Here is a 12,478-nt window from a genome sequence, read left to right as displayed (position 1 = left end):
TAGTATTTAAAAACAGAAAAGACGCTCTATCGGGCGTCTTTTCTGTTTGATAAACAGGTCTTTAGGTCTCTTAAGCCCTTACCGCATCCGGAACCATTATCTCATAATTTCCGCCGTAAGAGATGATCTCTCTCACAATGCTGCTGCTGATGTAAGATTTTCCGGAGGATGTGAGAAGAAAAATGGTTTCAATGGTATTGTCTCTGGTCAAAGCTCTGTTGGTCTGAGCGATTGATTTTTCAAATTCAAAATCGGCAGGATTGCGCAAACCTCTCAAAATGAAATTCACGTTTTTACTTTTACAATAGTCGATCGTCAATCCTTCAAAATCATCCACTTCCACATTCGGGAATTTTTCAAATGTTTTTCTGATAAATTCTTTACGTTGTTCCAAAGAGAACATATATTTTTTCTGAGAATTCTTTCCGATAGCAATGATGATCTTGTCAAAAAGCGGAACGGCGCGTTCTACAATATCATAATGCCCAAGTGTAATAGGATCAAACGATCCGGGGAAAACAGCAATTTTCATTTATTTCAGATTTTAAAAAAAAATAAGCCAAAGACTTTTCTTTGGCCAAATTATAATTATTTTTTCAATGCTTTCTCCACTTCGCTTCCACATAGATCTTTGATGGAGATTCCGTAGATCTTTGCCTGTTGTGGTAGGATGCTTGCCGGCGAAAATCCAGGATTCGTATTCATTTCCAAAAGATAAGGGATGCTGTCCACAATGATGAATTCTGATCTGGAGAATCCACTCATTCCCAAAGATTTGTAAGCTTTAATAGAGATTTCTTCCACCTTTTTTGTGGTCTCTTCGTCTATTCTTGCAGGCGTAATTTCCTGAGAAGCGCCTTCATATTTGGCTTCGTAATCGAAGAATTCTTTGTCGGGGATGATTTCCGTAATGCCCAGAACGATCACTTCACCTTGGTAGTCCAAAACGCCCACAGAAACTTCAGTTCCAATCAAAGCACTTTCGATCAAGATTTCATCATCTTCTTTATAAGCAATTTCAAGTGCAGTTTTCAGTTCGCTTTTTTCCTTAACCTTAGAAATTCCGAGAGAAGAACCACTTTGATTGGGCTTCACGAAAAGCGGTAATCCGAGTTCTTCCACGATTTTGTCATCAGAAATAGCTTCGCCTTTTCTCAGATAAATACTTTTCGCAGAAGGAATTCCGTATTTTGAAAGAACCGCTAAGGTGTCTTTTTTATTGAAGGTCAATGCGCTTTGGTAAAAGTCGCAACCTGTATATTTTTGTCCGACTGCGTCCCAATAAGCCTGTAAGATTCCGTTTTCGCCAGGCGTTCCGTGGATGGTATTGAAGCATGCGTCAAATTTCAGACTTTCTCCATTTCCTAGATCGGCAGAGAAGTCTGCTTTGTTGATTGGGTTTTTCTGTTCGTTTTCATCAAGGAAATACCATTCGTCTTTCAGGATGACCACTTTGTAAACTTGATAAATTTCGCGATCCAAAGAATCGAAAATCAATTGTCCACTTTTTAGAGAAACTTTGTATTCATCAGAATATCCGCCCATTACGACGGCGATGTTTTTTTTGCTCATTCTAGAATTATATTGAAAACAAATGTAAAAATTTTATGTAAAAAATGGTGATTAAATCTTTAAATTAATTTTGCTCCCTTTAGGGTTGGGGTAAACGAAATTAATTTAAAATAATTTTAATAAAAAAACAATTTCAAATAAGACCAATAAACCAAAATCCCAACACAAATAGCAGAAATAGTCGCCAACAAAACCGCTCCGCCAGCCAAATCCTTAATAATTCCAATTCTCAAATCAAATTCCGGCTGAATGTAATCGCAGATTTTCTCAACACAAGTATTCAAAGCTTCCGTCACCAAGACGAAGAATGAAACCAGAATGATCAACGCGCTTTCAAAACTGGAAAGACCAAGAAAAACGATGAGAAAAAGATTTAGGATCAATCCCAAAATATGGATCTGGAAATTACGTTCGTTCCTCAAAATCCACAAGATGCCACGGATTGTGAACTGAACGCTTTTGTGAAATGGCGGTTTTTTCATATTGATTTTATAAAATTAAATAATAATTCTTACTCTTTGCTGAGTTGAAGTTTATACTGAGCCTGTCGAAGTACCTTTGCAAACCTTAAAAATATTTTCAATAAACTCAATAAACTTAGCGGACTTTGCGTTCAAAAAAAATGATCATTAATAAACTTCGACAAAGTTATCCAAACTTATTTTACTCCAAATGAAAAATTGTTAATAACTAAATAAATACAGCTTTTAAAATCACATCAAATTCATTATCTTTGTACAATTGAAATAAATACAGTTTATGAGATTTATTGTTGCCAGTGGCGATTTGCAAAAAGCTTTACAGACAGTTAGCGGCGTGATTTCCGGTTCACAGTCTAGACCAATTTTGGAGAATTTTCTGTTCGAGTTAGATCAGAACTTATTGACTGTTACCGCATCTGACGGTGAAACAACCTTGATTACTTCCCTGGATGTGAAGTCAGATGATAAAGGAAAATTAGCAGTTCCAGGTAAGATCTTTCAGGATTTCTTGAAGACTTATGGCGAGCAACCTTTGACTTTGGCCGTGAAAGATTCCGAAGACGGGAACGGAAGCGTTCTAGAGATCTTGGATGAGAAAGATAACTTTGCAGTAGCGCTAGACAATGCAGACGATTATCCGGAATTACCGGAGTTCGATGCGTCTCAAAAAGTGACCATTTCCGGTGGCGTTTTGGCAGAAGCTTTGGCGAATACTTTGTTTGCGACGAGTAACGATTCTCTTCGTCCGGTTATGACGGGTGTTTTATTTCAATTTAAAGAAGATGAGACCAATTTTGTATCTACAGATTCTCACAGATTGGTGGTTTACAAAAGAACAGATGTCACGCATCCCGAGACTTTGGAATTCATTATGCCGAAAAAACCTTTGGCGATTTTCAAAAATATCCTGAACAATTCAACAGAAGATGTGTTGATCGAGTTTAGTGATAATATGGCGAAATTCACTTTTGGAAACAACACTTGGATCTGTCGTTTGATTGATGGAAAATATCCAAACTACAACGCTGTTATCCCAAAAGAAAATCCAAATGTTTTGACCATCAATAGAGGTTTGCTTTTGAGTTCTATCAGAAGAGCGTCCATTATGTCCAACAAATCTACCAATCAGGTAAGGTTTAAATTGTCCGGAAACGTGCTTCACCTTCACGCAGAAGATACGGAATACGCGAACAAGGCAGATATGCAGATTCCTTGCGATTACAACGGTGATGATATCAACATCGGTTTCAGTTCAAAATTCCTGACAGAGATGTTATCCGTTTTGGCTTCTGACGATGTGACGATGAAAATGTCTCAGCCAAACAGACCAGGAATCGTAGAGCCGGTTGACGGATTGGAGGAAAACGAAAGTATCCTGATGCTGTCAATGCCAGTGATTGGTTTATAAGTGATGAATGATAATTGATGAATGATTTTCATTAATTTTATAAATAAAAAAAATGAGACTTGAATTTTTCGAGTCTCATTTTTTGTTTGATAGCTTTAAATCCAATATTTGTCATTCCGTAGGAATCTCAATTCCAATCTACGAATATTAGTTTTAAAAAGGATTGAATTCTAAATATAGTTTTTCATTTTCATCCTTGAAAAGAATTGAAAATCTAGGATGTAAATGGTAATTATCATAAATATTTAGTTGAGTGTAATCATCACAATAACCCCAATCTTGATTTTCAAATTTAATTTCTCTAAATCCATCCTTTATTTCCAAATTTAAAATTTCATTTTTAAAGACTTGATAGAATTTTGTTTTATTCCAATACTCGACAAAAACATTTTTTGATAGCAGAAAAGGAATAAAATATTTTGGGTCTTTTTCTAAAAAGGATTTGATAATTGCATTTTTAATTTCTTTGTTACCGTATTCTTGAATTTTCATAGCCATTGAAAATCTAATATTTTATATCCAATCAATTTTTCATAATTTAATAATTCATCGGTATCAATATCATTATTAAATCGCATATCAAATATTTTTAAGCTTTTCATAGGAGTTAATGACTTTAATTTACAATCACAACAAATTAATGTTTCTAAATTATCATTTGTATATAAAGGAAGTATGCTTTCGATTTGTGTTTTACCAATGTTAAGATATGACAATTCTTTAAAATTACTAAGTCCTTCCGTACTTGTGATTTCAGTAGCATATAAGTCAAGTGTTTTTAATTTTGAAGAGTTTTTGATAAATTCATAGTTGTTAAAAGCTGTAAATGAAATATCTAACTCTTCTAATTTTGTTAAATTTAAAAGTATGTTAAAATCTTTGAAATTGGTTTTATGAATTTTTAAAACTCTTAAATTTTTAAAATTTTTTAAGAAGTTGTATGACTCAAAATTGCATTTGGAGATGTCTAAATATTCGAGTTTATCCATATTAAAATTTGTGTCATTAAAGATATTTTGGTTTCTGATTATTACTTCGGATAAATCTAATTTTTTTAAATTTTTTAGACTTTTTATAAAAGAAATATCATCAATAGTAGAGCTTGATAAATTTATCGTTTCTAAATTCTCTAAATTTTCAATATAGCGAGCGTTAATAATATTCTTTCTTTTTATAATTAAACTTTTAAGCTTACTGAAAAATTTTAGATAATTTATATCTAATTCTGAATTATACACCATTTCTAGTTTATCAAAATCTAAAATATCAGTTTGAAAAATAGACTTTGTTAATTCTTTAGTTGTTTGATAATTATTAAATATACCTCCCAAAGGACTTATAATAAGTTTTTTCCAATTTAAGGGTAACTCTTCCCATAGATTATTAAAATAAATATCATCTTCAGAAAAATTAAATTCACTTTCATTCTTATCAAGCCAAACACCATTAAAAATTAAGGAATTTATATCTAGAGTTTCTTCATCATCACAATCTCCTAAGAATGAAAGAATTTTTTGAGTATTTAAACTTGCAAAGGAATAATTTCCAATTAAAATTTGATTAATTGCTTGAATGATAAATCTTGAATATTTAGAATTGAAATTTGTTTGTTGATAATAAAAGGGTCTACGTTCTGTGTTCTCTATTACTAATCCACAATAACTTATAAATTCGTTCAAATCAAACGCATTCCTAAATAGTAGGCTTAATGTTAAGTCATTTGTTATAATAGTTGGTTCAAGATGATAGGGAATTGAAAAAGAAATATTGTTGCAAAATGCAGGAGAATTATTTTGGATTAGTTCAACAGCTTCCTCATAATCTACATTTCTTAACCAAATTATTGATTCGTTAAAATCACCAATTGTTTCTTGAATGTGTATGTAATAAAGCATTTGTGTTATAGTTTTAAATAGTTTTGTAATTTATAAAACATTCTTGAAATAATAAAATTAAATCATTTTTCAGTATAGTATTTGTGGAAATTTTAGCTTTCCAGTTTCTTAAAAAATCACGATATTTGCAAGCTTAAAGGTTCTGGAATTTCAAATTTCAAACCTCAAATTTCAAATCAATCAAATGAAAATCTCAAATAATTGGCTTAAGGATTATATCAAAACTGAACTTTCTACGGAGAAGATCAGTGCTTACCTTACAGACATCGGTCTGGAAGTGGAAGGTGTGGATAAATTCGAAAGCGTAAAAGGTAGCTTGGAAGGAATCGTTGTTGGCAAGGTTTTGACTTGCGAAAAACATCCGAACGCCGATAAACTCAACAAAACAACCGTTGATGTTGGCGGCGGAAAAATTTTGGAAATCGTTTGTGGTGCACCAAATGTTGCCGAAGGACAAACCGTTCCTGTTGCAGTGGTTGGTACCAAAATCTATGCAAAAGACGGCACTTCTTTCGATATCAAAAAAGCAAAAATCCGTGGCGAAGTTTCCGAAGGAATGATCTGCGCAGAAGACGAATTAGGTTTAAGCGACGATCACGGCGGCATTATGGTCTTGGATTCAGAAAAATTCGAAGTGGGGAAAAACTTTGCAGACTATTTTGAATTGACCAATGATGAGGTTTACGAGATCGGACTCACACCAAACAGAACCGACGCCATGTCACATTATGGCGTTGCCAGAGACTTGCAGGCTTTCCTGATTTCCAATAATCTGAAATCAGAATTCACAAAAATAGAATCCAAAGTCTTAACCATAGAAGGTTCGCACGAGTTCAAATTAGAAGTTGAAAGCACAGAACAGACACCAAGATATCTTGGAGCTGTCATAGAAAGTGTAGAAGTGAAAGCTTCTCCAGATTGGTTGAAAGCAAGACTGAAAGCCATCGGACTTTCGCCTATTAATAATGTAGTAGATATTACCAATTACATCCTTCACGGTCTTGGACAGCCACTTCATGCTTTTGATGCTGATAAAATTGCGGATAAAACGGTGAAAGTTGGAACCGTAGAAGAAGGGACGAAATTCAAAACTTTGGATGGTGTGGAAAGAACTTTAAGCGGTTCCGAGATCATCATCAAAGACGGAAAAGACAATCCACTTTGCATCGCCGGCGTTTTTGGTGGAAGCGAAAGTGGCGTTTCTTCTGAAACCAAAACGATATTTTTGGAAAGTGCTTACTTCAATCCAGTAGCGATCAGAAAAGCTTCGAAATTCCACGGACTCAATACCGATGCGTCTTTCCGCTTCGAAAGAGGTGTGGATCCGAACAATGCAAGAACAGCTTTGACCAACGCTATCAAGCTCATTCAGGAATTGGCTGGTGGCAAGTTGGTTGGCGAAATTTTGGAACATTATCCCGAGAAAATCAAAGATCATTATGTGGTTTTTAGATATTCGAAGATCGATCAGATCCTTGGGACGAAAATCCACCGGGAGAAAATTAAAGAAATTTTGAAATCTCTGGAGATCACCATTCTTAACGAAATCCAAAACGGATTGGAACTATCAATTCCCGTTTACAGGGCAGATGTCACAAGAGAAATAGACGTGATCGAAGAAGTTCTAAGAATCTATGGCTACAACAAAATAGAAGCGCCAAAGAAAATTTCCTTCACACCCGTGAAGCTTGATTTTGAAGATCAGGATGCTTTGGAAAACGCTTGGGCAAGGACGTTACAATCAAATGGTTTTAATGAAGTGATGAACAATTCACTCACTTCCGTAAAAGATGAAACCGATGCTGTTAAGTTACTCAATCCCTTAAGCAATGATCTTGCATTCATGAGAAAGTCTTTGTTAGAAGGTCTTCTAGGAAATGCGATCTACAATATCAACAGAAAATCTGCCGACATCAAGTTTTTCGAACTTGGCAAAATCTATCACAAAAAAGAACAATACGAGGAGAGAAAACAATTGGCGATTCTTACAACAGGGAGAGAGGTTGCAGAAAACTGGCTTCAGCCAAAAAGCGCAACAGATTTCTACCACTTGAAGGCCTATGTGAAAATTCTTCTTGAAAAACTGAATCTGGATCTTCACGAATCTGCCCTGGAAGACGACCGTTTCTCAGATGCTCTGGAAATTACAGCGGAAGGAAAAACCCTGGCAAGATTAGGCAAAGTCTCTCCACAGTTACTCAAGGACTTCGATATCAGTCAGCAAGTTTTCTACGCAGAGATAGAATTGGAAAATTGCCAGTCTTTCAGAAGCAAAGAGAATCTCAAATTCGCCGATATCCCAAAATTCAATAAAATCAGAAGGGATCTTGCATTGCTGGTAGACAAGACGGTTTCTTACTCAGAATTGTACGAGTTGGCCAAGAAAAACAAATCGCCTTTTCTCAAAAAAATCAATCTCTTCGACGTTTACGAAGGGGAAAATCTACCGGAAGGCAAAAAATCTTACGCCATGAGTTTTGAACTGCTTAACGAGGAAAAAACCTTGGAAGACAAAGACATCTCAGAAGTGATGAATTCGCTTATAAAGTCTTTCACAAAAGAATTGAACGCAGAATTGAGATAATTTTTACTTTGTCAAAGTTCAGAATCTTTGACAAAGTTATTCATATAAAGGCCCTGTCAGATTTTCAAACGCTGACAGGGTTTTTTCTTTGTCAGTCTGAGGTTCTCGAAGACATATAAAAATAAAACTCCTTATAAATTATAACAAAATTAAATAATAAAGTCAAATTATTAGGAGCTGTTTCCCGCTATCCACTATATCTTTTTTGTCTTTATCCGGTTTTTTTTATCAATAGACCTTTGACAGAAAGACAAAAAAGGATGCCGTTTCTATCGGGGCTATGGGATTTGTCATTTGATAAAAATTTTGTCATCCATTATAGAAACTTCCAATCAAAAATCATCCCAAATCAAAAGCATTCCAAATGCAATTTTTGTAACTTTGCCTCAATGAATTCTCTAGTCGACAAATACAATATTCCAGGGCCCCGTTACACCTCTTACCCAACCGTTCCATATTGGAATGAAGCCGGTTTTACCGCAGATCTCTGGAAAAAATCCGTGATCAGATCTTTTTCGGAAAGCAATGCCGAAGAAGGGATTTCCATCTACATTCACTTACCGTTCTGCGAAGCGCTCTGTACATTTTGTGCCTGTCACAAAAGGATTACCAAGCAGCATTCTGTAGAGATTCCTTATATGGAAAGTGTACTGAAGGAGTGGAAATTGTATCTCGAATTGTTCAACCAAGAATCCCAGGCCCAGACTCAGAAACCAAAACTGAAAGAACTTCACCTGGGTGGTGGAACGCCCACTTTCTTTTCTCCGGAAAATCTGAGAACACTACTACAAGGTATTTTTGATACCGTAGACATTGCAGAAGATCAGGAGTTCAGTTTTGAAGGCCACCCGAATAACACCACAAAAGCCCATTTGCAGACTTTGTATGATCTTGGATTTACCAGAGTCAGTTTTGGTGTTCAGGACTACGATCCAAAAGTTCAGAAAGCGATCAACAGAATTCAGCCTTTTGAAAATGTAAAGAATGTAACAGAATGGGCGAGAGAAATTGGTTACAAGGGTGTGAGCCACGATTTGGTCTTTGGATTACCACACCAATCCTGGGAAGCCATGGAATTCACCATCCGAAAAACGCTGGAACTGAAACCGGACCGCCTCGCATTCTATTCCTACGCGCATGTACCTTGGGTAAAAGGCGTTGGGCAACGCGGTTTTGATGAAAATGATTTACCAAGTGGCGAGGAAAAAAGAAGACTGTACGAAGACGGGAAAAAATTGCTGGAAGATCTGGGATACATAGAAGTCGGGATGGATCACTTTGCGCTGCATCATGACGATCTTTATCAGTCTTTGATTCAGAAAAAACTGCACCGCAACTTTATGGGTTACACCTCCAGCAAAACCCAGTTGATGGTTGGTTTGGGAATGTCCGCAATCTCCGATTCCTGGTACGCATTTGCACAGAATGCAAAAACCGTAGAAGAGTATCAGAACATGGTAGAAGAGGGTCAGATTCCTGTTTTCCGAGGTCATATTTTGGATCAGGAAGACCTGATGATCAGAAAGCACATCCTGAATCTGATGTGTCAGTTGGAAACCAGTTGGGATCTGCAAACCTCTTTCCCTGAAATTGAAAACGCCATTGAAAAACTGAAAGAAATGGAATCTGACGGATTGGTAGAGATCGCAGAAAATCAAATTAAGATCACAGAAAAAGGACGCGCTTTTACAAGAAATGTAGCCATGGTTTTTGACCTCAGAATGTTGAGAAATAAACCAGAAACTCGGATTTTCTCGATGACCATATAATATATAAAGGAAGTTTTCATTAACTTCCTTTTTTATTTTAATACCATTCGGGATGAAACTGATGATACAAAATAACCTTATTCTAAAGAACGAAAAAGAGTTCTTGTCAGACGCTATTTTCCCGGTTTCTGAGGAGAAACTACCCTTACTGATTTTTGTTCACGGCTACAAAGGCTACAAAGATTGGGGAGCTTGGAAGCTGATGGGAGAGAAGTTCGCAGATGCTGGATTTTATTTTGTTACATTCAATATGTCACACAACGGCACAACAGTATTGCATCCAAATAACTTTGCAGACCTGGAAGCTTTTGGGCAAAACAATTATTCCAGAGAATTGGCGGATTTGGAATTGGTTATCAATCATTTTAAAACTCAAAAAGAAGTGGATTACGACCATATTACTTTAATTGGTCACAGCCGAGGTGGTGGAGTTTCTGTGATTAAAGCTGCTGAAAATAAAAGCATTACAAAACTAATAACGCTCGCCAGTGTTTCCTCACTAGACCGTTTTCCTAAAAATGAAGCTTTCGAAGACTGGAAAAAAGAAGGCGTTTATTTTGTGGAAAATGCCAGAACAAAACAGAAAATGCCTCATTACTTTCAGTTCTATCAGGACTTTGAAAATAATAAGGAAAGCTTAGATGTTGAAAAAGCGTGTAAAAAATTAACAATTCCCACCTTATTGATTCACGGTTCTACAGATGAATCTGTAAGCAGCGATCATTCAAAACAGCTACACCATTGGACCAAGCATTCAGAACTCAGGATCATAGGAAATGCAGGTCATACCTTTGGCGCCAAAGAACCTTGGGAAGGTGATTTTTTACCAAAAGAACTAGATAAAGCTGTAGAAATTTGTATTGATTTTTTAAAGAAAAAATAGCATCTATTGCTTCTTTTTGATCAGATTGTTATTCTCGATCCAGCGCTTGCTGCTGTTGATATCTTTCAGGTACCAGATGTTACTGGCGTTCATTATATAAAGATTATACACCAAAGGCATCGCTATTTTTTTTCCTTCCAGAAAGTTGGCACGTACAGATATTGCATTTTTCTTACGGATGTAATCGCCGGTGAAAATATTGGAAAAACTTTGTCCGTTGGATTTATCGTCAATTAGTTCTATCAGCGTCAAAGTACCGTCTGCATTGAATTCTAAAACATGACGTTCCGTATGATCTTCAAAATCTTCTACCAGGACGAACTTTTTGCCCTTCAGCTCGTAATTGCTGGCATCTTTCATTTTTTTGCCTTTTTCCTCGATTTTTTCAAGGATTTTATTGATGCCTGAAAAGTCCTGGGAATAGAAGTAAACAGAGGAAAGTAGGGTTAAGAATAGAATTGTTTTTTTCATTGTGTTGCTTGCGTTTTCAGTTACAAAAATAAGCATTTGGATAGTGGGCGACAAATCTTTTGTGAAAATTATAAAACGGATTTTTGATTATCTTTGCAGAATGATAAGGATAACCAAGATTTTTACTTTCGAGACGGCGCACGTGCTTTATAATTATGATGGGAAATGCAAGAATATGCACGGCCATTCCTACAAATTGTTTGTAACCGTCAAGGGAAATCCTATCAATGATCTGGATCACCACAAAAATGGGATGGTAGTAGATTTTGGGGATATCAAAAAAATTGTGAATGAGGAAATCATCGATCTTTGGGATCATTCGGTTTTGGTAAACGGTGCGTCGCCCCACAGAAGTCTTGGCGAAAGTCTGGAAAACCAAGGTCATCAAGTTATTTTCTGTGATTACCAGCCGACTTGCGAAAATATGCTTTACGACATTGCTTCCAAAATCAAATCAAAACTGCCTTCCGAAGTTCAACTCGCCTACCTCAAATTGCACGAAACCGAAAATTCTTACGGCGAATGGCTGGCTGAAGAGAATTGATAGTTAGGCGTTACTTTGGAAAAACTGTGTATAAAACCACTGAATTTCTAAAACTTAATCTATTTATTATTCTTAATATCCTTTTCAGGGATTTCTCAAACTAAAGAACTCTATGATTTAGCGTTCTCAAAAAAAGAAAATTTTGAATTGTTGAAAATAATGGGTGATAAAATACCAAGAAAGTTTCTGATAATTGATACTACAATAGTTTGGCAACCAAAAACATTCTACCTTGAAAATGTAGATTTAAAAGATCCGAAAGTGGTTGAAGAAATTAAAAAGGAAGAACACCATTATTATCATTCTTTATACTTATTACTGACAAAACTCTTGATCTTTTAATTGAAGATAAGGAGAAGAAAAAACTAAGCGCAAAAGCAAGCTTGATTTCCTCAAAAAAAAATCAAATTCAAGGCCGTAATTACAATACAATCAAAAAATTCGACGGAAAAGGTTTTTACTTTTTGGTTTCTGAACCTCAATACTCAACAAATGAAAAATTTGCTTTTTTATATATTGTAGCCAAAAGTAAATCAATATTCCTTGACGAAGATTGGGATCAATATTTCGCAACATTTACAATTATGTTCCAAAAAAGTGATAAAGAAAAATGGGAACAGATTGGAATCAAAAAACACTTTATACAATAAAAGCAACGCATAACAGGCGTTTGGCAAGATTGCGAATTTTGTAGTAAATTCACGTTTATTTCTCGCAAGAAATTTTATCTCGGATAGAAAATAATCGGTTCCGAAGCTCGCAACCTCGCCAAGCGCCGGAACGTTGTTGTAATAAGACCGTTGCGAAAGTTGCACTGCCCAATGAGGCTTATTATTTCAAGTCAGCATCTAAGGTAATGCCTTATTTGGG

Annotated in this window: 11 protein-coding genes; 5 read left to right on the top strand and 6 right to left on the bottom strand. The window is 35.7% G+C overall.

The genetic code is table 11. From position 1 onward, the window contains the following. Positions 1-70: 70 nt before the first annotated feature. The 3 genes from coaD to F564_RS0100635 all read right to left on the bottom strand — a co-directional run bounded on the left by coaD (position 71) and on the right by F564_RS0100635 (position 2,054). Complete coding sequence (gene coaD, locus F564_RS0100645; protein ID WP_028120892.1) at positions 71-532, bottom strand: pantetheine-phosphate adenylyltransferase; 462 nt, start codon at positions 530-532, stop codon at positions 71-73. 56 nt (positions 533-588) lie between these two features. Then, positions 589-1,572: a D-alanine--D-alanine ligase gene (locus F564_RS0100640; protein ID WP_028120891.1), complete on the bottom strand. Its 984-nt coding sequence runs from the start codon at positions 1,570-1,572 to the stop codon at positions 589-591. Between the two features lie 116 nt (positions 1,573-1,688). Next, entirely contained in the window at positions 1,689-2,054 is a 366-nt protein-coding gene (locus tag F564_RS0100635; RefSeq protein ID WP_028120890.1) for a diacylglycerol kinase family protein, read from the bottom strand. A gap of 277 nt (positions 2,055-2,331) precedes the next feature. Between F564_RS0100635 and dnaN the strand changes: the two genes are divergently transcribed. Further along, complete coding sequence (gene dnaN, locus F564_RS0100630; protein WP_028120889.1) at positions 2,332-3,462, top strand: DNA polymerase III subunit beta; 1,131 nt, start codon at positions 2,332-2,334, stop codon at positions 3,460-3,462. 153 nt (positions 3,463-3,615) lie between these two features. On the opposite strand, the gene F564_RS0100625 is transcribed toward dnaN, so the two are convergent. Further along, positions 3,616-3,954, bottom strand: a complete 339-nt coding sequence (locus F564_RS0100625; protein WP_028120888.1) for a hypothetical protein — start codon at positions 3,952-3,954, stop codon at positions 3,616-3,618. Further along, a complete protein-coding gene (locus tag F564_RS0100620) occupies positions 3,951-5,357 on the bottom strand; it encodes a leucine-rich repeat domain-containing protein (RefSeq protein WP_028120887.1) in 1,407 nt (468 codons plus the stop codon). The genes F564_RS0100625 and F564_RS0100620 overlap by 4 nt, the downstream gene beginning before the upstream one ends. Positions 5,358-5,499: 142 nt before the next feature. On the opposite strand from F564_RS0100620, the gene pheT reads away from it, so the two are divergent. The 3 genes from pheT to F564_RS0100605 all read left to right on the top strand — a co-directional run bounded on the left by pheT (position 5,500) and on the right by F564_RS0100605 (position 10,593). Continuing rightward, positions 5,500-7,941, top strand: coding sequence for a phenylalanine--tRNA ligase subunit beta (gene pheT, locus F564_RS0100615; protein ID WP_394330621.1), 2,442 nt, complete (start codon positions 5,500-5,502; stop codon positions 7,939-7,941). Positions 7,942-8,330: 389 nt separating this feature from the next. Continuing rightward, entirely contained in the window at positions 8,331-9,710 is a 1,380-nt protein-coding gene (hemN, locus tag F564_RS0100610) for an oxygen-independent coproporphyrinogen III oxidase (RefSeq protein ID WP_028120885.1), read from the top strand. A gap of 52 nt (positions 9,711-9,762) precedes the next feature. After that, entirely contained in the window at positions 9,763-10,593 is an 831-nt protein-coding gene (locus F564_RS0100605; protein ID WP_028120884.1) for an alpha/beta hydrolase family protein, read from the top strand. Between the two features lie 3 nt (positions 10,594-10,596). On the opposite strand, the gene F564_RS0100600 is transcribed toward F564_RS0100605, so the two are convergent. Next, the gene (locus F564_RS0100600) at positions 10,597-11,064 is read right to left on the bottom strand and encodes a hypothetical protein (RefSeq protein WP_028120883.1); all 468 of its coding nucleotides are present in this window, start codon (positions 11,062-11,064) and stop codon (positions 10,597-10,599) included. 100 nt (positions 11,065-11,164) lie between these two features. Between F564_RS0100600 and F564_RS0100595 the strand changes: the two genes are divergently transcribed. Further along, positions 11,165-11,608, top strand: a complete 444-nt coding sequence (locus tag F564_RS0100595) for a 6-pyruvoyl trahydropterin synthase family protein (RefSeq protein ID WP_028120882.1) — start codon at positions 11,165-11,167, stop codon at positions 11,606-11,608. The last annotated feature ends 870 nt before the right edge of the window (positions 11,609-12,478 follow it).

Source organism: Epilithonimonas tenax DSM 16811, assembly GCF_000428485.1.
GTDB lineage: Bacteria > Bacteroidota > Bacteroidia > Flavobacteriales > Weeksellaceae > Epilithonimonas > Epilithonimonas tenax.
Note: the sequence above shows the minus strand (reverse complement) of the source record. Positions and strands in the feature narration are given on the sequence as shown.

Coding starts and splice junctions, on each gene's coding strand:
- F564_RS0100605 (WP_028120884.1), top strand. CDS start 9,763: ATGAAACTGATGATACAAAATAACCTTATTCTAAAGAACGAAAAAGAG.
- F564_RS0100635 (WP_028120890.1), bottom strand. CDS start 2,054: ATGAAAAAACCGCCATTTCACAAAAGCGTTCAGTTCACAATCCGTGGC.
- F564_RS0100625 (WP_028120888.1), bottom strand. CDS start 3,954: ATGAAAATTCAAGAATACGGTAACAAAGAAATTAAAAATGCAATTATC.
- F564_RS0100620 (WP_028120887.1), bottom strand. CDS start 5,357: ATGCTTTATTACATACACATTCAAGAAACAATTGGTGATTTTAACGAA.
- F564_RS0100640 (WP_028120891.1), bottom strand. CDS start 1,572: ATGAGCAAAAAAAACATCGCCGTCGTAATGGGCGGATATTCTGATGAA.
- F564_RS0100595 (WP_028120882.1), top strand. CDS start 11,165: ATGATAAGGATAACCAAGATTTTTACTTTCGAGACGGCGCACGTGCTT.
- hemN (WP_028120885.1), top strand. CDS start 8,331: ATGAATTCTCTAGTCGACAAATACAATATTCCAGGGCCCCGTTACACC.
- coaD (WP_028120892.1), bottom strand. CDS start 532: ATGAAAATTGCTGTTTTCCCCGGATCGTTTGATCCTATTACACTTGGG.
- F564_RS0100600 (WP_028120883.1), bottom strand. CDS start 11,064: ATGAAAAAAACAATTCTATTCTTAACCCTACTTTCCTCTGTTTACTTC.
- dnaN (WP_028120889.1), top strand. CDS start 2,332: ATGAGATTTATTGTTGCCAGTGGCGATTTGCAAAAAGCTTTACAGACA.